The sequence below is a fragment of the Pseudomonas sp. Q1 genome, assembly GCF_009935975.1.
GTDB classification, from domain to species: domain Bacteria; phylum Pseudomonadota; class Gammaproteobacteria; order Pseudomonadales; family Pseudomonadaceae; genus Aquipseudomonas; species Aquipseudomonas palleroniana.
On sequence record NZ_QODI01000006.1, the window covers coordinates 73962 to 96490 of the forward strand.

The 22529-nt window shown below is 61.0% G+C and carries 26 protein-coding genes; 11 read left to right on the plus strand and 15 right to left on the minus strand.

What is annotated here, in order from left to right; all coding sequences use genetic code 11:
• Positions 1-18 precede the first annotated feature (18 nt).
• Positions 19-873: a sulfurtransferase gene (locus DK870_RS11095; protein WP_161548648.1), complete on the plus strand. Its 855-nt coding sequence runs from the start codon at positions 19-21 to the stop codon at positions 871-873.
• A gap of 119 nt (positions 874-992) precedes the next feature.
• Here DK870_RS11095 and DK870_RS11100 read toward each other — a convergent pair whose 3' ends face one another.
• The 4 genes from DK870_RS11100 to DK870_RS11115 form a co-directional block, all read right to left on the minus strand.
• The gene (locus DK870_RS11100; protein WP_161548649.1) at positions 993-1988 is read right to left on the minus strand and encodes a hydrolase; all 996 of its coding nucleotides are present in this window, start codon (positions 1986-1988) and stop codon (positions 993-995) included.
• A gap of 176 nt (positions 1989-2164) precedes the next feature.
• Entirely contained in the window at positions 2165-2773 is a 609-nt protein-coding gene (gene rsmD, locus DK870_RS11105) for a 16S rRNA (guanine(966)-N(2))-methyltransferase RsmD (RefSeq protein ID WP_104994937.1), read from the minus strand.
• Entirely contained in the window at positions 2773-4260 is a 1488-nt protein-coding gene (locus DK870_RS11110) for a pitrilysin family protein (RefSeq protein WP_104994936.1), read from the minus strand. The genes rsmD and DK870_RS11110 overlap by 1 nt, the downstream gene beginning before the upstream one ends.
• Complete coding sequence (locus DK870_RS11115; protein ID WP_161548650.1) at positions 4253-5608, minus strand: pitrilysin family protein; 1356 nt, start codon at positions 5606-5608, stop codon at positions 4253-4255. Before DK870_RS11115 ends, DK870_RS11110 begins: the two co-directional genes overlap by 8 nt.
• Before the next feature lie 337 nt (positions 5609-5945).
• Here DK870_RS11115 and ftsY point away from each other — a divergent pair, with 337 nt between their 5' ends.
• From ftsY to rpoH, 4 genes are all read left to right on the plus strand, one after another.
• Positions 5946-7343 (plus strand): signal recognition particle-docking protein FtsY, encoded by a 1398-nt coding sequence (gene ftsY / locus DK870_RS11120; RefSeq protein WP_161548651.1) that lies wholly within the window; start codon positions 5946-5948, stop codon positions 7341-7343.
• Positions 7340-8011 (plus strand): cell division ATP-binding protein FtsE, encoded by a 672-nt coding sequence (ftsE, locus tag DK870_RS11125; protein WP_003176700.1) that lies wholly within the window; start codon positions 7340-7342, stop codon positions 8009-8011. Before ftsY ends, ftsE begins: the two co-directional genes overlap by 4 nt.
• A complete protein-coding gene (ftsX, locus tag DK870_RS11130) occupies positions 8008-9033 on the plus strand; it encodes a permease-like cell division protein FtsX (protein WP_090368208.1) in 1026 nt (341 codons plus the stop codon). The genes ftsE and ftsX overlap by 4 nt, the downstream gene beginning before the upstream one ends.
• A gap of 129 nt (positions 9034-9162) precedes the next feature.
• A complete protein-coding gene (rpoH, locus tag DK870_RS11135) occupies positions 9163-10017 on the plus strand; it encodes an RNA polymerase sigma factor RpoH (protein ID WP_060753475.1) in 855 nt (284 codons plus the stop codon).
• A gap of 124 nt (positions 10018-10141) precedes the next feature.
• Here the strand turns inward: rpoH and mtgA are convergent, their stop codons facing one another.
• A complete protein-coding gene (gene mtgA / locus DK870_RS11140; RefSeq protein WP_161548652.1) occupies positions 10142-10864 on the minus strand; it encodes a monofunctional biosynthetic peptidoglycan transglycosylase in 723 nt (240 codons plus the stop codon).
• 74 nt (positions 10865-10938) lie between these two features.
• Here mtgA and DK870_RS11145 point away from each other — a divergent pair, with 74 nt between their 5' ends.
• From DK870_RS11145 to trmB, 4 genes are all read left to right on the plus strand, one after another.
• A complete protein-coding gene (locus DK870_RS11145) occupies positions 10939-11319 on the plus strand; it encodes a DUF423 domain-containing protein (RefSeq protein WP_060753473.1) in 381 nt (126 codons plus the stop codon).
• Between the two features lie 71 nt (positions 11320-11390).
• Complete coding sequence (thiS, locus tag DK870_RS11150; RefSeq protein WP_060753678.1) at positions 11391-11591, plus strand: sulfur carrier protein ThiS; 201 nt, start codon at positions 11391-11393, stop codon at positions 11589-11591.
• 65 nt (positions 11592-11656) lie between these two features.
• Positions 11657-12451, plus strand: coding sequence for a thiazole synthase (locus DK870_RS11155; RefSeq protein WP_060753472.1), 795 nt, complete (start codon positions 11657-11659; stop codon positions 12449-12451).
• Between the two features lie 9 nt (positions 12452-12460).
• Positions 12461-13186 carry a tRNA (guanosine(46)-N7)-methyltransferase TrmB gene (gene trmB / locus DK870_RS11160; RefSeq protein WP_060753471.1) on the plus strand — a complete coding sequence of 242 codons (726 nt, stop codon included), beginning with the start codon at positions 12461-12463 and terminating at the stop codon, positions 13184-13186.
• Positions 13187-13261: 75 nt separating this feature from the next.
• Here the strand turns inward: trmB and DK870_RS11165 are convergent, their stop codons facing one another.
• The 9 genes from DK870_RS11165 to DK870_RS11205 form a co-directional block, all read right to left on the minus strand.
• On the minus strand, positions 13262-13585 hold the full coding sequence (locus tag DK870_RS11165; RefSeq protein ID WP_016972961.1) for a DUF3392 domain-containing protein: 324 nt from the start codon (positions 13583-13585) through the stop codon (positions 13262-13264).
• Positions 13586-13604: 19 nt separating this feature from the next.
• Positions 13605-14807, minus strand: coding sequence for a radical SAM family heme chaperone HemW (hemW, locus tag DK870_RS11170; RefSeq protein WP_090368218.1), 1203 nt, complete (start codon positions 14805-14807; stop codon positions 13605-13607).
• Complete coding sequence (gene rdgB / locus DK870_RS11175; RefSeq protein ID WP_161548653.1) at positions 14804-15400, minus strand: RdgB/HAM1 family non-canonical purine NTP pyrophosphatase; 597 nt, start codon at positions 15398-15400, stop codon at positions 14804-14806. The genes hemW and rdgB overlap by 4 nt, the downstream gene beginning before the upstream one ends.
• Complete coding sequence (locus tag DK870_RS11180) at positions 15397-15831, minus strand: DUF4426 domain-containing protein (protein WP_090368220.1); 435 nt, start codon at positions 15829-15831, stop codon at positions 15397-15399. Before DK870_RS11180 ends, rdgB begins: the two co-directional genes overlap by 4 nt.
• 21 nt (positions 15832-15852) lie before the next feature.
• Entirely contained in the window at positions 15853-16473 is a 621-nt protein-coding gene (gene metW / locus DK870_RS11185; protein WP_104994931.1) for a methionine biosynthesis protein MetW, read from the minus strand.
• Between the two features lie 7 nt (positions 16474-16480).
• On the minus strand, positions 16481-17620 hold the full coding sequence (locus tag DK870_RS11190; protein WP_090368222.1) for a homoserine O-acetyltransferase: 1140 nt from the start codon (positions 17618-17620) through the stop codon (positions 16481-16483).
• Between the two features lie 190 nt (positions 17621-17810).
• Positions 17811-18398: a YggT family protein gene (locus DK870_RS11195; protein ID WP_060753465.1), complete on the minus strand. Its 588-nt coding sequence runs from the start codon at positions 18396-18398 to the stop codon at positions 17811-17813.
• A gap of 25 nt (positions 18399-18423) precedes the next feature.
• A complete protein-coding gene (gene proC / locus DK870_RS11200; protein ID WP_090368224.1) occupies positions 18424-19242 on the minus strand; it encodes a pyrroline-5-carboxylate reductase in 819 nt (272 codons plus the stop codon).
• Positions 19243-19275: 33 nt separating this feature from the next.
• A complete protein-coding gene (locus DK870_RS11205) occupies positions 19276-19962 on the minus strand; it encodes a YggS family pyridoxal phosphate-dependent enzyme (protein ID WP_161548654.1) in 687 nt (228 codons plus the stop codon).
• Between the two features lie 57 nt (positions 19963-20019).
• On the opposite strand from DK870_RS11205, the gene DK870_RS11210 reads away from it, so the two are divergent.
• Entirely contained in the window at positions 20020-21051 is a 1032-nt protein-coding gene (locus DK870_RS11210) for a type IV pilus twitching motility protein PilT (protein WP_161548655.1), read from the plus strand.
• Between the two features lie 137 nt (positions 21052-21188).
• Here the strand turns inward: DK870_RS11210 and DK870_RS11215 are convergent, their stop codons facing one another.
• Positions 21189-21824 carry a C40 family peptidase gene (locus tag DK870_RS11215; RefSeq protein WP_060753461.1) on the minus strand — a complete coding sequence of 212 codons (636 nt, stop codon included), beginning with the start codon at positions 21822-21824 and terminating at the stop codon, positions 21189-21191.
• Between the two features lie 249 nt (positions 21825-22073).
• Here DK870_RS11215 and DK870_RS11220 point away from each other — a divergent pair, with 249 nt between their 5' ends.
• Positions 22074-22502 (plus strand): TM2 domain-containing protein, encoded by a 429-nt coding sequence (locus DK870_RS11220; protein ID WP_104994928.1) that lies wholly within the window; start codon positions 22074-22076, stop codon positions 22500-22502.
• Positions 22503-22529 lie beyond the last annotated feature (27 nt).

The window sequence follows — 22529 nt, forward strand, 5'->3', positions numbered from 1 at the left end:
TGTTCACAGGAGTCCGTCATGCCGCTTGCGCAACTGATCAGCCCCCAGCAACTGGCCGAGCGCCAACAGCGTGGAGGGCTGGTGATCCTTGATTGCCGTTTTGCCTTGGAAGACCCTGACTATGGGCTTTGCAGCTATGCCGAAGGGCATATCGAAGGCGCGCAATACGCCGACCTGGAGCGTCACCTCAGCGGCCCGGTGACGAAGGGCGTGACCGGTCGTCACCCGCTGCCGGCGGCGGACTCTCTGGTACAGCAACTGCGGGCGTGGGGCATCAACGCCGACACCGACATTGTGCTGTATGACGACGGGCCTGGCGCCTATGCCGCCCGCGCCTGGTGGCTGCTGGCCTGGCTGGGCAAGCGCGATGGCGTGTTTATCCTGGACGGCGGCCTCAAGGCTTGGCACGCGGCCGGTTTCCCGTTGAGCCTGGATGCACCGGTGATTGAGCCGGGAGCCTTTACCGGCACGCCGGACAATCATCTGCTGGTAGATGCCGAACAGCTGCAAAAACGTCTGGGCGAACCCGGCATGACGTTGATCGATGCCCGCGCTCAACCGCGTTTTCGCGGCGAAGTGGAGCCTATCGATCCGGTCGCCGGGCATATTCCTGGTGCGCAATGTGCGGCATTCAGTGAAAACCTGGGCAGTGACGGCCGCTTCCTGCCGGCCGAACAGCTCAAGCAGCGGTTTGCCGCGCAGTTGCAGGGCCGCTCGCCGGACAAGCTGGTTGCCTATTGCGGCTCAGGCGTGACGGCGTGCCACAACCTGTTCGCCCTGAGCCTGGCGGGTTACCCCTTGGGCACCTTGTATGCGGGGTCGTGGAGCGAGTGGATTACCGATCCTGCGCGGAAGGTCGCTACTGGCGATTGACGTAATGCCGGTGTGAATCCAATCAAAATGTGAGAGGGGGCTTGCTCCGATAGCAGTAGGTCGGTCAGGACATCTGATACTGATACACCGCCTTCGGGAGCAAGCCCCCTCCCACATGTTTAACTGCGTTTTGTCTGTAGCCATTGTGGGATTCGTCGTTCGAGGTAGTAGCCGGGGCGCTTCAGCGAACCGTCCACAAACCCCACGTGCCCACCCTTGGCCAGCAACTCGAACTCGGTGCAATCTGACAGTTCGCTGGCTTCGGGCAGGCTGTGGCTGAACACGAAGGGGTCGTCGGCGGCCTGGATGATCAGGGTGGGGGTGCGGATCCCACTCAGGTAGTAACGGCTCGATGCGCGACGGTAATAGTCTTCGGCATTCAGAAAACCGTGCAGCGGTGCGGTCACTCGTCCGTCGAAATCCCAAAACGTACGCATTTTTTCCAACGAACCGAGTGCTTCCAGGGTTTTCAGCCCTTCAGCACGACCGTCCTGCAGAAAACGGCTCTGTTTGACGCGGATGTACGTCAGCATTTCGCGCATGAAATGCTTTTGGTAAACCCGGGAGAACCCCAGCCCGATACGATCCGCACACTGATCCAGACGAAACGGCACCGATACCGCCGCCGCGCCTTGCAAGCCCGACCTTTCACCGGTTTCACCCAGATGCTTGAGCAGCACGTTGCCGCCCAGCGAATAACCAACTGCATACAGCGGTGCCAACGGCCGTTTGGCTCGCAGGTGTGCAATCGCCGCCGCCAGGTCTTCACTGGCACCCGAGTGATAGCTGCGTGCCAGCAGGTTTGGCTCACCCGAACAGCCGCGCCAGTTCAGCGCCGCACTGGCCCAGCCCTGCTCGGCGAGGGCTTTTTGCAGGCCGGCCACGTAGGGTGAGTTGGATGAGCCGGTCAGCCCATGCAGCACCAGCACCAACGGTGCTTGCACGTCGTGGGGGCCATGCCAGTCGAGGTCAAGGAAGTCGCCGTCGTCCAGCCATAAACGTTCGCGCTGGCGCTCGAGGTGGGTGGTCGGGCGCCACAACGGCCCCCACAGCGTTTGCAGATGTGGGTTGCCGAGGCCGAAGGCGGGCGTAAAATTTCCAGACGACATCTTCATGAAGGTCTCTGTAGTGAGCGGGCTTGCCCCGCGCTGGGCGGCGCAGCCGTCCCAATCCGTCCAACGCATGCGTCCGGGTAGAGCTCAGGCGTCTGGTTTTAAGGCATGTATCCAGGCAGAAATTAGGCGCCTGGTTTAGGGCGGCTGCGCCACCCAGCGCGGGGCAAGCCCGCTCACTACATGGTGTTGCGGTGCCACAGGGCGTAATACACGCGGCCGGACTTCTGTTCCCGGTGCAGGCGCCAACTGCCCGGCAGGCCAAGCGTGGATGGCGCAGTCTCGCTTTCAGTGTAGATCCAGGCATCGGGCGCCAGCCATTGGCGTTCTTCAAGCAACGCACACACGGTCGGCAACAGGTTCTGGTTGAACGGTGGGTCGAGGAACACGACGTCGTATTCGCTGGCCGGCTGGGTGTCCAGGTAGCGCAAGGCGTCGGCGGTCTGGACCTGGCCGGTGGTGCAGCGCAAGGTGCCCAGGTGTTCCTTGAGGCTGGACACCGCCACATTGCTGGCATCCAGCGCCTGGCCTTGGGCCGCCCCACGGGACAGCGCCTCCAGGAACAGCGCGCCGCTACCGGCAAACGGGTCCAGTACCTTGGCCCCGCCGATGTGCGGCGCGAGCCAGTTGAACAGGGTTTCACGCACGCGATCCGGCGTCGGGCGCAGGCCCACGACATCGGGGAAGCTCAGCTTGCGGCTGCCCCATTCACCACCAATGATGCGCAGTTGGCCCACACCGTTATGGACGTTGTGGACAGGTTTTTTCGGGCGAGATGAACTGGCCATTAATGCTCCGGAACCCCGAGCGGTTGCTCGGCGGGTTTGTCAGTGGGGGGCGGTAGTGGCTTTTGCGCAATCGTCGGGCCGGCGGTCACGATGACCATCTTGTCGGCGCTCAAGTGTTTGTTCAAGGCAGCCTTGACCTGCTCTGTGGTCAGGGCCTGGGATTGTTTCATGAAATCTTCCAGATAGCTCAGCGGCAGGTTGTAGAAACCCATCGCGCCCAGTTGCCCGACGATATCGGCGTTGCTTGCCGTCGACAGTGGGAAGCTGCCGGCCAACTCGCGCTTGGCGTCATCCAGTTCCTTTTGCGTCGGGCCGGTCTTGAGGTAGTCGGCCAGCACGTCCTCGACCAGGCGCAGGGTGCCGCCGCTCATTTCGGCGCGAGTCTGCAGGTTGATCATGAACGGGCCGCGTACCTGCATCGGCGAAAAGCCGGAGTACACGCCGTAGGTCAGGCCGCGTTTTTCGCGCACTTCACTCATCAAGCGAGTGCCGAAGCCGCCGCCGCCGAGGATCTGGTTGCCCAGGGAGAGGGCTGCGTAGTCCGGATCGGCGCGGTCGATACCCAGTTGGGCGAACAGCAGGTGAGTCTGCTTGGACGGAAACTCGATGTGGCTCAGGCCGGCCTTGGGCTCGCTTGGCTGAGCGATCTTGGCCAGCGCCGGACCTTTGGGCAGCGATGCGGAAACCTTGGCGGTCATCGCTTCGGCTTCGGCGCGGGTCAGGTCGCCGACCACTGCAATGACTGCATTACCCGCGGCGTAAGCTTTGGCGTGGAACGCCTGCAGCTGGGCGAGGGTGATTTTTGGAACGCTTTCGGCGGTGCCTTCGCTCGGGTGCGCGTACGGGTGGTCACCGTAGAGGCGTTTGAACAGCTCCAGGCTCGCCAGTTTGCCGGGGTTCTGCTTCTGGTATTCGAAACCGGCAAGGATCTGGTTCTTGATGCGCGCCAGGGAGTCGGCCGGGAAGGTCGGCTTGCCGATCACCTCATCAAACAGGTTCAACGCGGCATCGCGTTTGTCGCTGTCGCTCAGGCTGCGCAAGGACACCAGCGCCATGTCGCGGTAAGCGCCATTGCCGAAATCGGCGCCCAGGCTTTCAAAACCGCTGGCGATCTGGCTCACATCCTTGCCCGGCACACCCTCGTTGAGCATGGCGTTGGTCATCAGGGCCAGGCCCGGGACGTCACCGTCCTGGCTGCTGCCGGCGGCGAACAGGATGCGCATGTCGAACATCGGCAGTTCATGGGCTTCGACGAACAGTACCTTGGCGCCTTCAGCGGTGTTCCAGGTTTGCACGTCGAGTTTGCGGTTGGTCGGCGCCTTGCCGTCCAACTCCGCGAGCGATTGCAGGGTGTTGCTCGATTGCGCCTTGTCCAGCGCCTGGCTGGCGACGGATTCGCTTGGGCGCAGGAAGTACACGGCGCTTGCGGCGACCAGGGTGACGACGACCAGGCCGGGAAAGATCAGGCGGCTGCTTCGATTACTCATGAGCGGTCTCCTCAGGCAGAACATGGGCGACGCTCAGACGATCGCGGGTGAAATAGGTGCGCGCGGCTTTCTGGATATCTTCCGGCGTCACGCTTTGCAGCTCGGCCAGTTCAGTGTCCATCAGCTTCCAGGACAGGCCGACGGTTTCCAGCGAACCGATGGCCGTGGCCTGGCTGGTGATGGAGTCGCGCTGGTAGACCACGCCGGCAATGACCTGGGCGCGGATGCGCTCCAGTTCCTCGGCGGTCGGCGGTTTGGCTTTCAGCTCTTCCAGCAGGCGCCACAGGCCGGCTTCGGCTTGGGCAATGGTCTTTTTCTTCTGTTGGTTCGGCGTGGCCGTCAGGGTGAACAGGCTGTCGCCACGGGTGTAGGCGTCGTAGCCGGTGGAGGCGGCTGAAACCAGTTCTTCACCACGTTCCAGTTGCTCGGAAATACGTGCGCTATAGCCGCCATCCAGCAAGGCGGAGATCAGGCGCAGGGCTTGTACCGAGCGCTTGTCTTCGGCCGTTGCCAGGCTTGGGACGTTGAAGCCGAGGATAACGCTCGGCAACTGGGTCTGTACGCGCATGGTCAGCAGGCGTTCGCCAGGCGTGGCCAGCTCCAGTGGGATCTTGGCCGGTGGCACGTCGCGCTTGGGAATCGGGCCGAAATAACGTTGGGCCAGGTTTTTCACCTCGTCCGGCGTGACGTCGCCGACGACCACCAGGGTGGCATTGTTCGGCACGTACCAGGACTGGTACCAGTGACGCAGCTCCTCGACCTTCATGCGCTCAAGGTCGGCCATCCAGCCGATAGTCGGCGTGTGGTAGCCGCTGGCCGGGTAGGCCATGGCCTTGAAGCGCTCGTAGGCCTTGGACATTGGGTTGTCGTCGGTGCGCAGGCGGCGTTCTTCCTTGATCACTTCGATTTCGCGGCTGAACTCATCGGCCGGCAGGCGCAGGCTGGCCATGCGGTCGGCTTCCAGTTCGAAGGCTACGCCCAGGCGATCACGGGCCAGCACCTGGTAATAGGCGGTGTAGTCGTCACTGGTGAAGGCGTTTTCCTCGGCGCCCAGGTCGCGCAGGATCAGCGAGGCTTCGCCGGGGCCGACCTTGGCGCTGCCTTTGAACATCATGTGTTCCAGGGCGTGGGACAAACCGGTCTGGCCTGGGGTTTCGTAGCTTGAACCCACCTTGTACCAAACCTGGGAAACCACCACCGGAGCACGATGATCTTCGCGCACGACCACTTTGAGGCCGTTATCCAGGGTGAATTCATGGGTAGGTTGTGGGTCGGCTGCGAAAGCGCAAAGGGGCAGACAAACTGTGCTGAGCAGCAGGCCTGCGGCGCGGCGGGCTAGAGCATTCATTCGTTTTTAAACCTGTTGGGCTGCCCGCTTGGTCTTAGCGTCGGCGGGCGAGGAGGTGCTAGGATACTGATCCGATTTGGACACGGCCACTGCGGCGGTCATCCTGTCCCGGGTTCAGTCGTCGGAATCTTGGAATAGAGCGTGGGTTTCCCCGACGATCTTCCACTTTTCGCCGATGTTATCGCTTCAGTCCTATATTGAATCGATTTGTCAGGGTCTTTATTTATGCCCTGAAAATGTTGCGCATGAACAAGCGAGCTTTAAAGCAGTCTGTTCTGCATTGAATTTATTTACCGAAGCGCCCTGGCGCATCGCTACTTTGAGATAGCCGTCCTCCATGTTTGGTTCCAACGACGACAAGAAGAGCCCAGCTGCGGCTGGCGAGAAAAAAGGCCTGTTCGGATGGCTGCGCAAAAGGCCGCAGGAACCCGTCGTCGAACAGCCGCAGGTTCAACCTGAGCCGATTCCAGAGCCCCCAGTAGTTGCGGCCGAACCGGTTGCCGAAACTCCGGCGCCGGTGGTATTGCCGATGGCTGAACCGGTGTTGCAGCCGGTGGTCGAGGCCGCGCCTGAGCCTGAGCCCGAGTCCAACCCGATACATACGCCGTGGCCACAGTTGCCGGTGGCCGAAGAGCCCGTGGCGCTGGTTGAGGATGTGCAAGCCGAACATGTCACGCCGCCCATTCCTGCCGTCATTGAGCCCGTAACGGTAGTGGTCGAAGCGCCGCCGGCATTGGAGCCGGTTGCTACGGTCGTGATCGAGCCGGAGCCAGAGCCGGTTGTCGCCGCCGTCACCGAAGCCAGCAAAACCGGCTTCTTCGCTCGCCTCAAGCAGGGCCTGAGCAAGACCAGCGCAAGCATCGGCGAAGGTATGGCCAGCCTGTTCCTGGGCAAGAAGGTCATCGATGACGAACTGCTGGAAGACATCGAAACCCGTTTGTTGACCGCCGACGTGGGCGTCGAAGCCACTGCGGTGATCATCCAGAGCCTGACCCAGAAGGTGGCGCGCAAGCAGTTGACCGACGCCGACGCCCTCTACAAGTCACTGCAGGCTGAACTGGCCGCGATGCTCAAGCCCGTGGAAGCGCCGCTGGTGATCACGCCGAACAAGCCATTCGTGATCCTGGTTGTGGGTGTGAACGGCGCGGGCAAGACCACCACCATCGGCAAACTGGCGAAAAAACTGCAGTCAGAAGGCAAGAAAGTCATGCTGGCGGCCGGTGACACCTTCCGCGCCGCTGCTGTTGAACAGCTGCAGGTGTGGGGTGAGCGCAACAAGATCCCGGTGATCGCCCAGCACACCGGTGCCGATTCTGCTTCGGTGATCTTCGACGCCGTGCAGGCCGCCAAGGCGCGCAACATCGATGTGTTGATCGCCGATACCGCCGGTCGCCTGCACACCAAAGACAATCTGATGGAAGAGCTGAAGAAAGTGCGCCGCGTGATCGGCAAGCTCGACGCCGATGCGCCACACGAAGTATTGCTGGTGCTCGACGCGGGTACTGGCCAGAACGCCATCAGCCAGGCCAAGCAATTCAACCAGACGGTGCAACTGACCGGCCTGGCATTGACTAAGCTCGACGGCACGGCCAAAGGTGGCGTGATCTTCGCCCTGGCAAAACAGTTCGGGTTGCCGATTCGCTACATCGGCGTCGGTGAAGGCATCGACGACCTGCGCACTTTTGAAGCCGAACCCTTTGTACAGGCACTGTTTGCCGAACGGGAGCGTTCATGATTCGATTCGAACAGGTCGGTAAACGCTATGCCAACGGGCATGTGGGCTTGCATGAGCTGAGCTTTCGAGTGCGTCGCGGCGAGTTTTTGTTTGTCACCGGCCATTCCGGCGCCGGCAAGAGCACCTTGTTGCGCCTGCTATTGGCCATGGAGCGCCCTACCACCGGCAAACTGCTGTTGGCCGGGCAAGACCTGGCAACCATCAGCAATGCGCAGATTCCGTTCCTGCGTCGCCAGATCGGCGTGGTGTTCCAGAACCACCAGTTGTTGTTCGATCGCACGGTATTCAATAACGTCGCGCTGCCGTTGCAGATCCTCGGGCTGTCCAAGGCCGAGATCATCAAGCGCGTGGACTCGGCCCTGGAGCGTGTCGCGTTGTCGGACAAGACCGATCTTTATCCTGGCGACCTGTCCACCGGCCAGCAACAACGCGTCGGCATTGCCCGCGCCATCGTCCACCGCCCGGCCTTGCTGCTGGCGGACGAACCGACCGGTAACCTCGACCCACGCCTTGCCGCCGAGATCATGGGCGTGTTCGAAGACATCAATCGTCTGGGCACCAGCGTGCTGATTGCCAGCCACGACCTGGCACTGATCGCCCGCATGCGTCACCGCATGCTGACCCTGCAGCGTGGCCGCCTGATCGGTGACGGGGAGGCGGGTGTATGAGTGCAACACGTAGCCCTAAAGTTTCCGAGCGCGTGGCGCCGAAAGCGGCTGACCCGCAACCGCAGAAGAAGAAAAAGCGCGACGATGATGAGGGCCCGGACTTCGGCACCCTGCTGCACGCCTGGATCGAAAGCCATCGTGCCAGCTTGCTCGACAGTCTGCGCCGCCTGGGCAAGCAGCCGATCGGCAGTTTCTTCACCTGTCTGGTGATGGCGGTGGCATTGAGCCTGCCGATGGGGTTGTCGCTGCTGCTCAATAATGTGGAGCGCCTGGGTGGCTCCTGGCAGCGTGCGGCACAGATTTCCCTGTACCTGAACATCGACGCCAGTGCCAAAGATGGCGAGGGCCTGCGCGATGACATCAAGCAATTGCCGGGCGTCGCCGATGCTGAATACATCAGCCGTGACCAGGCCCTTGAGGAATTCCAGCAACAATCCGGGCTGGGCGAGGCGCTCAAGGAGTTGCCGCAGAACCCGCTGCCGGGTGTGGTGCTGGTGACGCCCAATGAAGTCGACAAGCCGGCCCTGGAAGCCCTGCGACAAAAACTCGCAGAGATGCCCAAGGTGCAACAGGCGCAGCTTGATCTAGTCTGGGTGGAGCGCCTGGCCGCGATCCTCAAGCTGGGTGACCGCTTTGTATTCGGGCTGACGGTGCTGTTGGTGTCTGCATTACTTTTGGTGATAGGTAATACCATTCGTCTTCATATTGAAAACCGTCGCACCGAGATAGAAGTGATTAAACTGGTCGGCGGCACAGACAGCTATGTGCGTCGTCCTTTTCTGTACATGGGCGCGCTTTATGGCTTTGGTGCGGGGATTTTGTCCTGGGGCGTGCTGGCGTTTGGCCTTGACTGGCTGAACGACGCGGTCGTCGGGCTTGCCGGGTTGTACGGCAGCGATTTTGCCTTGGCCGGCGTGCCGGTGGCCGATGGTCTGAGTCTCTTGCTTGGCGCTGTCTTGTTGGGGTATATCGGTGCGTGGATTGCGGTCGCTCGTCATTTACGCGAGCTGGCACCGAAGTAGTTAATGTCAGATTAATGTGGTTTCGTTTGTATTGACCGTATGGGTGGTTTAGGGAACTTGTCCTACGGTTCCCGGTCAATTTTCGCAGTGCTTAGCTGCACGAGTTATGTGAGTCGGAGGTTTTTTCGTATGACCACTTCTTTGCAACCTGCTTATGCCTTGGTCCCGGGTGCGAACCTGGAGGCCTATGTGCACACGGTGAACAGCATTCCATTGCTGACGCCCGAGCAGGAGCGTGAACTGGCCGAGAGTCTCTACTATGAGCAGGATCTGGAGGCGGCTCGGCAGATGGTGCTCGCCCACCTGCGGTTTGTCGTACATATCGCCCGTAGCTACAGCGGCTACGGTCTGGCCCAGGCTGACCTGATCCAGGAAGGCAACGTTGGCCTGATGAAGGCTGTAAAGCGCTTCAACCCGGAAATGGGTGTGCGCCTGGTGTCGTTTGCCGTGCACTGGATCAAGGCGGAAATCCACGAGTTCATCCTGCGCAACTGGCGCATCGTGAAAGTCGCGACCACCAAGGCCCAGCGCAAGCTGTTCTTCAACCTGCGCAGCCAGAAGAAACGCCTGGCATGGTTGAACAATGAAGAAGTCCACCGCGTGGCCGAAAGCCTCGGCGTGGAGCCACGTGAAGTGCGCGAGATGGAAAGCCGCCTGACCGGCCATGACATGGCCTTCGACCCGGCCGCCGAAGCGGACGACGACAGCGCCTTCCAATCGCCGGCCAACTATCTGGAAGACCACCGGTATGACCCGGCCCGTCAACTGGAAGACGCCGACTGGAGCGACAACTCCAACCACAACCTGCACGAAGCGCTGGAAGTGTTGGACGACCGCAGCCGTGACATCCTCTACCAGCGTTGGCTGGCGGAAGAAAAAGCCACGCTGCACGACCTGGCGCAGAAGTACAACGTGTCGGCCGAGCGGATTCGCCAGCTTGAGAAAAGCGCGATGAACAAGCTGAAGTTGTCCATCGCTGCTTAAAGCGCGGCCTGGTCAAAATGTGGGAGGGGGCTTGCTCCCGATAGCTGTGTTTCTGCCAGTTCATCTGTGACTGACGCACAGCAATCGGGAGCAAGCCCCCTCCCACAGTTGTTTCTGAGTGGTATCAGTCGGACCAGGGGGCTTTTCTGGAGTTGTTCAGCTCAGTCAGGTAACCATCCCCACCCAGCTGGCTCATTTGCTGGCGAATCCAAGCTGCCCGCCTTGCCACATAGGCCGTTGGATGACTGGCACTCCACACCCGTGGGTTGGGCAGCACTGCCGCCAGATAACTGGCCTGCTGGCGAGAAAGCGCCTTGGCACTCACTCCAAAGTGATGCTCTGCTGCCGCTTGCGCCCCAAATACCCCTTCATCCCATTCCACGCTGTTGAGGTACACCTCAAGAATCCGCTGCTTGGGCCACAACACCTCGATCAGCCCAGTGAACCAGGCTTCCAGGCCCTTGCGGAAATAGCTGCGGCCGGCCCACAGGAACAGGTTCTTGGAGACCTGCTGGCTCAGGGTACTGGCACCGCGAATGGAGCCACCGCGCTCGTTATGCAGAATCGCCGCCTGGATCGCGCCGAAATCAAAGCCCCAGTGTTGCGGGAAGCGCTGGTCTTCACCGGCCATCACCGCCACTTTCAGTTCATCGGATATCTCAGCCCACGGCACCCAGGTGCGCTGCAGGTCAATCGGCTCGCCATCAATCCAGGATTCGACCTTGCGCTCCACCATCAGCGCCGTGAACGGTGGCGGCACGACACGCAACAGCAGCACCAGCAATACACTGCCGATGGCAAACCATTTCACGACTGTGAGGAAACGCTTGAAGAGGAAACGCAGCATAGAGATGGCTTGGCCGAACCCGTTGAGCGGGCCATTATACAGACCCGGCCCTTTGAGTCTGACTGGAGTTCCTCATGCTGCGTAGCTTTCTGATGCTGGCTGCCTTTTTCGGCTTTACCGGGGTCGCCCTGGGGGCTTTCGCCGCCCACGGCCTGAAAAACCGCCTGAGCGCCGAGTACCTGGCGATCTTCCATACCGGCGTGACCTATCAGTTGGTGCATGCCCTGGCGCTGTTCGGCGTGGCGTTGCTGGCTGCGCATATCCCGGGCCGATTGGTGAATTGGGCGGGTCTCTCGTTTACCTTCGGCATCCTGCTGTTCTCTGGCAGCCTGTATGTGCTGACCCTGACCGGGATCAGCAAACTGGGGATCATCACGCCATTTGGCGGGCTGGCGTTTCTGCTCGGATGGTTCTTCCTTGGCTTGGCCGCGTGGCGCTTGCAACTGACCGCTTGACGCTTGGAGCTGACCTTGAGGTCTCAATCGCGCTAGAATGCTGGCCCCTAAAAACGATGACGGCCCGTGGCATGCGCATTCTGTTGAACGGCGAACCCTTTGAACTGCCCGACGGTGAAACCGTTGCGGCCCTGCTGACCCGCCTGGACCTGACCGGGCGTCGCGTCGCAGTGGAGCTCAACCTGGATATCGTCCCGCGTAGCCAGCACGCCGAGACCGCGCTCACCGAAGGTGACCAGGTCGAAGTGGTCCACGCCATCGGCGGCGGCTAGCTGTCAGGCGCTCAATCGCGCCAACCCGCATTCTGCAGAACCTCACCCCATTTCGAGGATTTCCCATGAGCATCGTTCGTAGCGACAAGCCCTTCGTTCTGGCCGGTCGTACTTACCAGTCCCGTCTGCTGGTCGGTACCGGCAAGTACCGCGACATGGAAGAAACCCGTCTGGCCATCGAAGCCTCGGGCGCCGAGATCGTCACGTTTGCCGTGCGCCGCACCAACCTGGGCCAGATCGAAGGCGAGCCGAACCTGCTCGACGTGTTGTCGCCGGATCGCTACACCTTTCTGCCGAACACCGCCGGTTGCTACGACGCCATCGAAGCCGTGCGTACTTGCCGCCTGGCGCGTGAGCTGCTCGACGGCCATAACCTGGTGAAACTGGAAGTACTGGCCGACCAGAAAACCCTGTTCCCCAACGTGATCGAAACCCTCAAGGCCGCTGAAACCCTGGTCAAGGAAGGTTTCGACGTGATGGTCTACACCAGCGATGACCCGATCATCGCGCGCCAACTGGCAGACATCGGCTGCATCGCCGTGATGCCGCTGGCCGGTCTGATCGGTTCCGGCCTGGGTATCTGCAATCCGTACAACCTGCAGATCATCCTTGAAGAAGCCAAGATCCCGGTCCTGGTGGATGCGGGCGTGGGGACTGCCTCCGACGCCACCATCGCCATGGAGCTGGGCTGCGATGCGGTGCTGATGAACTCGGCCATCGCCCATGCCCAGCAACCGGTCATGATGGCCCAAGCCATGCAACACGCCATCCTTGCAGGCCGCCTGGCGTATCTCGCCGGCCGCATGCCGAAAAAACTCTACGCCAGCGCCTCCTCGCCGCTGGATGGTCTGATCAAGTAAGAGCTATTGATGACTGAATCAAACGAAACGCCAAACACCGTGGAAGAAGGTGACGAGTCCAAGCACCGCCGTATCAAGAGTTTTGTGATGCGCGCCGGTCGCATGACCGAAGGCCAGCAAAAGGGCCTGGAGCAGGGCACGCCGCTGTTCGTATTGCCCCTGGCTGACGCGCCGGTGGACTACGACCAGGTGTTCGGCCGTTCGGCCCCGCGTTCCCTGGAAATCGGCTTCGGCATGGGTCACTCCTTGCTGGAAATGGCCGCCGCTTCGCCGGAACAGGATTTCATCGGTGTGGAAGTACACCGTCCGGGTGTCGGCGCGCTGCTTAATGGCGTATTGACCCAGGGCCTGACCAACCTGCGAGTCTATGACTGCGACGCGATTGAAGTGCTCAACCGCTGCATCGCCGACAACAGCCTCGATCGCCTGATGCTGTTCTTCCCTGACCCGTGGCACAAGGCTCGTCACCACAAGCGTCGCATCGTCCAGGCTTCCTTCGCGGAACTGGTACGCAGCAAGCTGAAAGTGGGCGGTATCCTGCACATGGCGACCGACTGGGAGCCGTATGCCGAATACATGCTGGAAGTGATGAACGTCGCGCCCGGCTACCGCAACCTGGCCGAAGACGGCAAGTGCGTGCCACGCCCGGCCGAGCGTCCGATCACCAAGTTCGAACGCCGCGGCGAGCGATTGGGGCATGGGGTGTGGGATTTGAAGTTCGAGAAACTGGCCTGACCCGGCCGCAGTTTTGAAATGCGGTAAAAAATGTGGGAGCTTGCTCCCACATTTGTTTTTGCAGTGTGCTTGGAATTAGCGCCGGTCTGCGACAACGCCAATCAACACCAGCACGACCACCAGCACCGGTGCCAGGCTGTAGTTATTGAACTGGCTCAACCCCCGCACAATCCACGGCGTGGCATAGATCAGCGCCGCGCCGCTGCCGATCATGCACACCAGCGCCATCAGCGGTACGCGCAAAGCGCCAGCAATGCTGCCCAGGCGCGCTTCGACCCAACCCTTGATGTCGGCGCCGAACAGCACCAGCAAACAGCCCACGAGGGCCAGGGAGATTTCCGACAGGTTGCTACGGCTCCAGCGGGACACAGTGGCGAGCAGGTCGAGTACCAAATCCATGTGATTTCCTTAAGAGCGATCAGCTCAAAAACTTCTGCAACAGGTCATTGAGAAAAAGTTGCCCGCGGTCGGTCGCCGCCAGGCGTGACGGTTCGACCTGCATTAAGCCACTTTGTTCTGCCTCGCGGCGGCCTTCGTCGAGGCTGGCCAGGTCGAGGCCGGTGCGTTCGGCATAGAGTCTGGCTTCGACACCTTCGGTGAGGCGCAAGGCGTTCATCAGGAACTCGAACGGCAGTTCCTCGTTCGTCAGCTCTTTGGCTCCAGCCTGGAAGCTTTTGGCCGGGTTGAGGTAGTCCTTCGGCGCTCGCGTCTTCCAGGTGCGCACAATACGCCCGTCCGGGTGGCTGAGCTTGCCGTGGGCGCCGGCGCCGATGCCGATAAAGTCACCGAAGCTCCAGTAGTTCAGGTTATGCCGGGCCGGGCGGCCCGCCTGGGCATAGGCCGACACTTCATATTGCCGGTAGCCATGTTCGGCAAGCAGCGCCTGGCCGGCTTCCTGGATGTCCCACAGCGTGTCGTCTTCCGGCAGCGCAGGTGGCTGGTTCCAGAATACGGTGTTGGGCTCCAGGGTCAGTTGGTACCAGGACAGGTGCGTAGGCTTGAGCGCAATGGCCTGGCGCAGGTCGCTCAGGGCGTCGTCCAGGGACTGATCGGGCAGGCCGTGCATCAAGTCCAGGTTGAAGTTATCAAAGCCCGCCTGACGCGCCATATCGGCAGCTCGTACGGCTTCATCGCCATTGTGGATACGCCCCAGGGCTTCGAGCTTCGCCTGCTGGAAGCTCTGGATGCCGATGGACAGCCGGTTGATCCCCAGCTTGCGGTACGCGACAAATTTTTCTTGCTCGAAAGTCCCGGGGTTGGCCTCCAGAGTGATCTCGATGTCGTCGGCAAACCGAATGCGCGCTTGCACGCCTTCGAGCAAGCGCCCCAACGCGGCGGCGCTGAACAGGCTGGGCGTGCCGCCACCAAAGAAGATCGAACTCAGCTCGCGGCCATACACCGCATGCAGGTCCTGATCGAGGTCGGCCAGCAAGGCATCCACATACTCCTCTTCCGGCAGCACGCTACTGGCGGTGTGGGAGTTGAAGTCACAATAAGGGCATTTGCGCACGCACCACGGAATGTGGATGTACAGCGCCAGGGGCGGCAAGTGGGGCAGGGCCGCCCGTGGTGTTCGCGCGCCGCCGTGAATCAGCGGCTGCGCGGAGGTGTTTTGCGTCATTTCAGGCCCAGGCGTTGGCGCAGCAAATCCATTGCGCGGGCGCGGTGGCTGATCTGGTTCTTGTCGGCCGGGCTCAGTTCGGCGCTGGAGATATTGCGCTCCGGTACCCAGAACAGCGGGTCATAGCCAAAGCCGTGTTCACCGCTGGGCGCGTGCAGGATACGCCCGTGCCACAACCCTTCGCAGAGGATCGGCAGCGGGTCATCGGCGTGTCGCACCAGGGCCAGTACGCACACAAACTGCGCGCCACGCATGGCGTCCGGCACATCCTTGAGCGCGTCCAGCAGCTTGGCATTATTGGCCGAGTCTCCCTTGCCATCGGCATAACGCGCCGAGTAGATGCCAGGGGCGCCGCCCAGGAAGTCCACCGCCAGGCCCGAGTCATCGGCCAGCGCCGGAAGGCCGGAGAGGCGTGCGGCATTGCGCGCCTTGAGGATGGCATTTTCGACGAACGACAGGCCGGTTTCTTCCGGCTCGACCTGGCTGAATTCGCCGATCGAGCGCAGCTGCACGGAGCCACCGAGCATGGCTTGCAGTTCTTTGAGCTTGCCGGCGTTATGGCTGGCCAGTACGAGTTGGGTGAGGTTCATCATTCGGCCGGGAAGAGTTCTTGGACAAAGCTGAAACCGTGGGCCTTGCCGCCGGTTTCAACATTGATGGTGAAGGTCTTGAATTCCTGCTGCGGCACCGAGTATGGCGCGAGGTAGTTGGTCACGCCTTTTTCGGTGATCTGCTTGAAGGTCAGTACTTCGCTCTTGCCGAGCGAGTCCTTGATGGTGCCGGTCACTTGCGCTGCCACGGGCGTCACGCCCTTGAACACCGACACGTTGATCAAGCCCTTGTTCTTGCTGCGCACTACGCCCACTGCCTGGGCGGTTTCCGGCTGCAGGAAGCTGGAGGTGAAGGTGTTGTAGCGCACGGTGATATCGCCGAATTCCTTCGTGCGATTAGGGTCGATAACGTCGGCGGCCATGGCGTTGACGCCAAGCAGTGCGGTCAATAGAACAACAGCCAAACGGCTCATGTGCGTCCCTCTGGAAAATGATTAGACGGCAATCTTGTGTTCGGCCAGGCCAGGGCTGCTGACCCGGTAAATCCCGATTTCTCCCAACAGGTTCGGCCACAGCTTACTCGCCCAACCGTGGCGGTGCTGTTGATCGACGGCAAGGCGGTTGATCACCTTGGCCTCACGCTCGCCGCACAAGGCTTCGAAGTCTTCGAAGGTGCAGAAGTGGATGTTGGGCGTGTTGTACCACGTGTACGGCAGGAAGTCCGAGACCGGCATGCGGCCCTTGGTCGCCAGGTACCAGCGGCAGCGCCAGTGGCCGAAGTTGGGGAAAGTGATGATGCACTGGCGGCCCACGCGCAGCATTTCGTCGAGGATGCGATCCGGGTAGTGCACCGCCTGCAGGGCTTGGGTCATCACCACGATATCGAAGCTGTTGCTGGCAAAGTTGCCCAGGCCCTTGTCCAGGTCCTGCTCGATCACGTTGATGCCCTTGGCCACGCACTGGGCGATGTTGTCCGGGTCGTTTTCCAGGCCATAGCCGGTGACTTGCTTGTTGTCACGCAGCCAGCTCAGCAGTTCGCCGTCGCCGCAGCCCAAGTCGAGCACGCGGCTGCCGGCGGGTATCCAGTCTTGGATGATTTCCAGGTCAGCTCTCATGGCGTTCTCATACAGTAATACGGTTCATGTAGTTGCCGAACGCCTGCAAGTAACGCGGGATCGGGATCAGGAAGGCGTCGTGGCCTTGGGGGGCGTCGATCTCCAGGTAGCAGACGTCCTTGCGTGCCGCCATCAGCGCGTCCACCAGCTCGCGGGAGCGGGCCGGCGAGAAGCGCCAGTCGGTGGTGAATGACATCACGCAGAACTTGGCCGTGGCATTTTCGAAGGTTTTCGCCAGGTCGTCGTCGTGGTTGGCCGCCGGGTCGAAGTAGTCCAGGGCCTTGGTCATCAGCAAGTAGGTGTTGGCGTCGAAACGCCCCGAGAACTCCTCGCCCTGATAACGCAGGTAGCTTTCCACCTGGAACTCGACGCTGTGGAAGTCGTAGTTGAGCTTCTCGCTCTTGAGGCCGCGACCGAATTTCTCGCCCATGGAGTCATCGGACAGGTAGGTGATATGCCCCACCATCCGCGCCAGCATCAGGCCGCGCTTGGGGATCACACCGGCTTCCTGGAATGAACCGCCGTGGAACTCGGGGTCGGTGAGGATGGCCTGGCGCGCGACTTCGTTGAAGGCGATGTTCTGTGCCGAGAGTTTCGGCGCCGAGGCAATGGCCAGGCAATGGCGCACGCGATCCGGATAGGTGATGGTCCATTGCAGGGCCTGCATCCCGCCAAGGCTGCCGCCGATCACCGCTGCCCATTGGCCGATGCCCAGCAGGTCGGCAAGACGAGCCTGGCTGTGTACCCAGTCTTCCACGGTCAATACCGGGAAGTCGGCACCGAAGGGTTTTCCGGTTTCCGGGTTGATACTGCTCGGGCCGGTAGAACCGTTGCAGCCGCCGAGGTTGTTCAGGCTGACCACGTAAAACTTGTTGGTGTCGATGGGCTTGCCGGGGCCGATGCAACTGTCCCACCAGCCGGGCTTGCGATCATCGGCAGCGTGGAAGCCCGCCGCGTGGTGATGGCCGGACAGGGCGTGACAGATCAGCACGGCATTGCTCGCCGTGGCGTTCAGTTGGCCGTAGGTTTCGTAGATCAGGTCGTAGGCGGGCAGCGAGCGGCCACAGGCCAGGGCCAGCGGCTCGCTGAAGTGCGCCACTTGGGGTACGACCAGTCCAACGGAATCGGGGGGAAAGGCAGCTGGCATCGACCCTGCTCTCGTTTAAATGAGGCGTAAGTCTAAAGAGCGCTGCACCCAGCGGCAAGCAAACCCTTCCCGGCGGATCGTTCCCACGCTCTGCGTGGGAATGCCTTTTGTGATGCTCTGCGTCACGCTTCGGGACGCGGAGCGTCCAGTGCTGCGTTCCCATGCTGAGCGTGGGAACGATCGTTGCGTGTCAGATCAGGCCAAACAGTTCCTTGGGCATGAACGCGTAATAAGCCAGGCGCGGAATCACCCAGCTTTGCAGGAGCTGGATCGCGATAAACGCGAAGATCGGCGAGATATCCAGGCCGCCCAGGTTAGGGATCAGGCGGCGGAACGGCGCCAGCACCGGCTCGGTGATCTGGTACACCAATTCGGCGCCCGGGCTGCGGCTGCCAGGTGCGACCCACGACAGGATCACGCTGATGATCATCGACCAGAAGAGGATCTTCAAAAACAGCGAGAAAATGCCGATCAGGCCCCACGGCAACAACAACACCGTGTTGGCCTGGTAGCCGTTGAGCAGCAGGATCACGGCGAACAGCAGGATCTGCAGCAGCAGCGCCAGCACCAACGAAGACATGTCCAGGCCGAACATGCTCGGGATCACCCGGCGCAGTGGCTTGAGCAGCGGTTGGGTGGCCTTCACCACGAACTGGCACAGCGGGTTGTAGAAGTTCGCCCGCACCAGTTGCAGGATAAAACGCATCAGCACGATCAGCAGGTACAGGCTGCCCAGGGTCTGGATGATGAAAATGGCAGCGTCATTGATTCCGAGCATGTTGGTTTCCTAATGAAGGGGACGACTATTTGCCCAGCTGTTCGGCCATTTCAGCCGAACGATGCGCCGCGGCACCCAGTGCTTTTTCCACCAGGGCTTCAAAGCCCCCGGCCTGGAAGGATTCGATGGCGGCCTGCGTGGTGCCGCCTGGGGAGGTTACGCGACGGCGCAGCTCGGCGGCATCCACCTCGCTGCCGACGGCCATGTGCGCGGCCCCCAGCGCGGTTTGCTCGGCCAGTTGTTCAGCCACTTCGTGGGACAGGCCCAGTTTGACGCCGGCGGCGGTCATGGCCTCGATCAGCAGGAAGAAGTAGGCCGGGCCGCTGCCGGAGACGGCGGTGACGGCATCCAGCTGCTGCTCCTGTTCCAGCCACAGGGCGCTACCCACGGCGGACAGCAGCTCCTGGGCCTGGTCGCGTTGTTCGGCGCTGACGCTGGAAGTTGCATACAGGCCGCTCACGCCCTGGCGCAGCAGCGCCGGGGTGTTGGGCATGCAGCGCACAATCGGCTGGGCGCCGAGCCATTGGCTCATGCTGGCGCACGTGATGCCGGCGGCTATCGAGACCACCAGTTGCTGCGGTTGCAGGCTCGGGCGCAGGCTTTCGCACACGGCCTTCATGGCTTGCGGCTTGACCGCCAGCACGATCACGTCGACGCCCTGGATGGCTTCGGCGTTGTCGGCGAACGTTTCGATACCGTGCTCGGCGCTGACGCGGGCACGGGTTTCGGCACCGGGGTCGCTGGCACGGATCTGCTGGGCTTGCAGGCCCTTGGCCCGCAGGCCGCCGATCAGGCTGGCCGCCATGTTGCCGGCGCCGATAAAGGCAATACGCGTGTTGCTCATGACAGGTCCTTATTCAGAGAGAAGTCAGCCATTTCACGGCTGGCCGTAGTCGCGGGCGCCAAACAGGGCGGTACCGATCCGCACCCAGGTGGCGCCTTGGGCGATCGCCGACTCAAGGTCATGGCTCATGCCCATCGAAAGTGTGTCGAGCGGCAGGTTCAAGCTCGCTTGCAGGTCTCTGACCGTTGCGAACGCCGCATCTTGCGCCGCGCGGTCTTCAGTCGGCTCGGGGATCGCCATCAACCCGCGCAGCTTCAGGCGCGGCAGGGCGCTGATGGCACTGGCCAGGGCCGACAGGTCGGCGGGTGTGCAGCCGGACTTGCTGGCTTCGCCACTGACGTTGACCTGGATGCAAATGTTCAGTGGTGGCAGGTCGGCCGGGCGTTGTTCGGACAGGCGTTGTGCGATTTTCAAGCGGTCCACGGAATGCACCCAGGCGAAGTTCTCGGCGATCGAGCGAGTCTTGTTCGATTGAATGGGGCCGATGAAGTGCCAACTCAAGGGCAGGTCGGTTAATTCGGCCTGTTTGCCCAAGGCTTCCTGCAGGTAGTTTTCGCCAAAGTCGCGCATTCCGGCGGCAAAGGCTTCGCGCACGGCTTGCGCGGGTTTGGTCTTGCTCACGGCCAGCAGATGGACGCTGTGTTCATCACGTTGCACGGCATGGGCCGCGGCACGGATCCGCTCGCTAACCAAGCCAATGTTGTCTGCTATCGTCGACATTCAAGATGCACCCGTGGATATGGAGTCCGCGGCATTCTACTGGAAATGGAAAGCCCTATGGATATCACGCAATTGCTCACGGCCAGCGTGCGCCGTGGCGCCTCAGACCTGCATTTGTCCGCCGGTCTGGCGCCGATGCTGCGCATCGATGGCGAAGTCTGGCCCCTGGAGGGGTCGATACTTTCGCCACCGCAAGTTGCGGACTTATTGAGCCCTTTGCTCAATCAACACCAACAAAAGGATTTCGAAACATCTCTTGAAACGGATTTTGCATTTGAATTGCCTGGCGTGGCGCGTTTTCGAGCCAATGTGTTCCGACACGATCGCGGCATGGGGGCGGTGTTTCGTACCATTGCGCAGGTGCGAAGCCTGGAAAGCCTGGGTCTCGGGGAGGTGTTCCAGCGTATCGCCCAATTGCCTCGTGGGCTGGTACTGGTGACCGGGCCGACCGGGTCGGGCAAGTCCACGACACTGGCGGCGATGATCGACCACCTCAACCAGCATCGGCGCCAGCACATCCTCACCCTCGAAGACCCCATCGAATTTATCCACAAACCCAAATCGGCGTTGATTAACCAGCGGCAGGTGCACCGTGATACCCACAGCTTCTCGGCGGCCCTGCGTTCGGCGTTGCGCGAAGACCCGGATGTGATTCTGGTGGGAGAGCTGCGCGACCTGGAAACCATCCGCCTCGCGCTGACGGCGGCCGAGACCGGGCACCTGGTCCTGGGCACCCTGCACACCGCGTCCGCGGCGAAAACCGTGGACAGGCTGGTGGATGTGTTCCCGGCGGGGGAAAAGGCCATGGTGCGTTCGATGCTATCGGAGTCTTTGCAGGCCGTGGTGTCCCAGGCGCTGGTCAAGAAGATCGGCGGCGGGCGGGTAGCGGCTCACGAGATCATGCTGGGCACGCCGGCCATTCGTAACCTGATCCGCGAGGACAAGGGTGCACAGCTGGTTTCAGCGATCCAGACCGGTGGGGCATTGGGGATGAAGACGTTGGATATGAGCTTGAAGGCGCTGGTGAGCGAGGGGCTGGTCAGCCGGGAGGCTGCGCGGGAGCTGGCGAGGGTTCCCGCAGACATGTAGCTTCTGGGGGCCAGTGAAAGCCAAAATGTGAGAGGGGGCTTGCTCCCGATAGCAGAGTGTCAGTCAACACATGTTTGACAGATCTACCGCTTTCGGGAGCAAGCCCCCTCCCACATTTACTGCATTTCAGCTTGAGATCAGCGTTGTACCACGCGCAAGTTGTTCTGCTCTTTAGGCAGGACCCGCTTGGCGATCACGTAGTTCTTGTCCCAGAACGGTTTTTTCAGCGTGTCGATGCTGACCGACTTGCCACGACGCGGTGCGTGGATGAAACGGTCGTTGCCCAAGTAGATGGCGACGTGATTGACCTGGCGGCTCTTGAGTTTGAAGAACAACAGGTCGCCCGGTTTCAGGTCCTTGCGATCTACCTTCAACCCGTGGCCGGCAGCCATGGCGTTGGAGGTGCGTGGTAAATCCACCGCTTTGACGTCATTAAATGCGTATTTCACCAAACCACTGCAGTCGAACCCTTTACTTGGGCTGCTTCCGCCCCAACGATAAGGAGTACCCAGCACGTTGACGGCGCGGCTGAGCACGGTGCTGCTTTGCTTGCCGTTCGCGGCCAGTTGGGTATGAAGCGTTTTACCGTGGGCCTTGCTCACTTGAGTCGGGCGGTTGACGGTCAGCTTTACCGACTTGGCAGTGCTGGGTGTGCTGTGGACTTTAGGGGTGAAACCATTAACGTTCGGAAGTCGTTGCTCACGATTGGTGGCGTGGGCGGCCAGTGGCATTAATAGGCAAATGGTTAGCCATGTCTTGAAAAATGGTCGCATTAGGCGTGGCTCTTATGGGTTTGCGCGCAACTTTATAACAGCTTTTTGTGCCGTTCTCAGGCCGTTTGTCGACTGAACCGTGGGGTCAAATACAGGAAAACGCGACGTTTTATCGCAATTGTCCTACACAAGTCAGGCGGTACAAGGCTTTGAGGGGAGGGAAGATACCATTTGCCGTACGTCGAGCGCCCGTAAAAAAGTCACAAAGAAAGTGAAAAAATTTATCTATCGAGGCAAAAGAGGTACTTCATGAACACCTATCGACAGGATGTTTCGCAGCAAGACACCCACAGCAAGGTGATTGGTTACCTGCTCTGGATTTTCGGTTTTACCGGTGCCCATCGCTTCTATTACGGCAAACCGGTCACCGGTACGATCTGGTTTTTCACCTTCGGCCTGCTGGGTATCGGCTGGCTGATCGACTTGTTCCTGATCCCGGCCATGGACCGTGAAGCCGACCTGCGTTTTACCGCTGGGCCCATCGAATACAACGTGGCCTGGGTACTGCTGGCGTTCCTGGGGGTTTTTGGTTTGCACCGCATGTACCAGGGCAAATGGATCACCGGCCTGATCTACCTGCTGACCGGCGGTTTGTTCCTGGTGGGGGTGTTGTATGACTTCTGGACGTTGAATACCCAGATTTCCATCCGCAATGCCGAGCGCATTAGCGGCCTTTGAGCTTGCTATCCATCGCGAGATCCAAAT

Excerpts from the sequence above, each read along its gene's own strand:
- ftsY (WP_161548651.1), top strand. The coding sequence starts at position 5,946 with ATGTTTGGTTCCAACGACGACAAGAAGAGCCCAGCTGCGGCTGGCGAG.
- rsmD (WP_104994937.1), bottom strand. The coding sequence starts at position 2,773 with ATGGCCAGTTCATCTCGCCCGAAAAAACCTGTCCACAACGTCCATAAC.
- metW (WP_104994931.1), bottom strand. The coding sequence starts at position 16,473 with ATGAGAGCTGACCTGGAAATCATCCAAGACTGGATACCCGCCGGCAGC.
- DK870_RS11115 (WP_161548650.1), bottom strand. The coding sequence starts at position 5,608 with ATGAATGCTCTAGCCCGCCGCGCCGCAGGCCTGCTGCTCAGCACAGTT.
- DK870_RS11145 (WP_060753473.1), top strand. The coding sequence starts at position 10,939 with ATGCTGCGTAGCTTTCTGATGCTGGCTGCCTTTTTCGGCTTTACCGGG.
- thiS (WP_060753678.1), top strand. The coding sequence starts at position 11,391 with ATGCGCATTCTGTTGAACGGCGAACCCTTTGAACTGCCCGACGGTGAA.
- DK870_RS11195 (WP_060753465.1), bottom strand. The coding sequence starts at position 18,398 with ATGCTCGGAATCAATGACGCTGCCATTTTCATCATCCAGACCCTGGGC.
- ftsX (WP_090368208.1), top strand. The coding sequence starts at position 8,008 with ATGAGTGCAACACGTAGCCCTAAAGTTTCCGAGCGCGTGGCGCCGAAA.
- hemW (WP_090368218.1), bottom strand. The coding sequence starts at position 14,807 with ATGACGCAAAACACCTCCGCGCAGCCGCTGATTCACGGCGGCGCGCGA.
- DK870_RS11165 (WP_016972961.1), bottom strand. The coding sequence starts at position 13,585 with ATGGATTTGGTACTCGACCTGCTCGCCACTGTGTCCCGCTGGAGCCGT.
- trmB (WP_060753471.1), top strand. The coding sequence starts at position 12,461 with ATGACTGAATCAAACGAAACGCCAAACACCGTGGAAGAAGGTGACGAG.
- rpoH (WP_060753475.1), top strand. The coding sequence starts at position 9,163 with ATGACCACTTCTTTGCAACCTGCTTATGCCTTGGTCCCGGGTGCGAAC.
- DK870_RS11155 (WP_060753472.1), top strand. The coding sequence starts at position 11,657 with ATGAGCATCGTTCGTAGCGACAAGCCCTTCGTTCTGGCCGGTCGTACT.
- DK870_RS11095 (WP_161548648.1), top strand. The coding sequence starts at position 19 with ATGCCGCTTGCGCAACTGATCAGCCCCCAGCAACTGGCCGAGCGCCAA.
- DK870_RS11215 (WP_060753461.1), bottom strand. The coding sequence starts at position 21,824 with ATGCGACCATTTTTCAAGACATGGCTAACCATTTGCCTATTAATGCCA.
- rdgB (WP_161548653.1), bottom strand. The coding sequence starts at position 15,400 with ATGATGAACCTCACCCAACTCGTACTGGCCAGCCATAACGCCGGCAAG.
- DK870_RS11220 (WP_104994928.1), top strand. The coding sequence starts at position 22,074 with ATGAACACCTATCGACAGGATGTTTCGCAGCAAGACACCCACAGCAAG.
- ftsE (WP_003176700.1), top strand. The coding sequence starts at position 7,340 with ATGATTCGATTCGAACAGGTCGGTAAACGCTATGCCAACGGGCATGTG.
- mtgA (WP_161548652.1), bottom strand. The coding sequence starts at position 10,864 with ATGCTGCGTTTCCTCTTCAAGCGTTTCCTCACAGTCGTGAAATGGTTT.
- DK870_RS11205 (WP_161548654.1), bottom strand. The coding sequence starts at position 19,962 with ATGTCGACGATAGCAGACAACATTGGCTTGGTTAGCGAGCGGATCCGT.
- DK870_RS11100 (WP_161548649.1), bottom strand. The coding sequence starts at position 1,988 with ATGAAGATGTCGTCTGGAAATTTTACGCCCGCCTTCGGCCTCGGCAAC.
- DK870_RS11210 (WP_161548655.1), top strand. The coding sequence starts at position 20,020 with ATGGATATCACGCAATTGCTCACGGCCAGCGTGCGCCGTGGCGCCTCA.
- proC (WP_090368224.1), bottom strand. The coding sequence starts at position 19,242 with ATGAGCAACACGCGTATTGCCTTTATCGGCGCCGGCAACATGGCGGCC.
- DK870_RS11110 (WP_104994936.1), bottom strand. The coding sequence starts at position 4,260 with ATGAGTAATCGAAGCAGCCGCCTGATCTTTCCCGGCCTGGTCGTCGTC.
- DK870_RS11180 (WP_090368220.1), bottom strand. The coding sequence starts at position 15,831 with ATGAGCCGTTTGGCTGTTGTTCTATTGACCGCACTGCTTGGCGTCAAC.
- DK870_RS11190 (WP_090368222.1), bottom strand. The coding sequence starts at position 17,620 with ATGCCAGCTGCCTTTCCCCCCGATTCCGTTGGACTGGTCGTACCCCAA.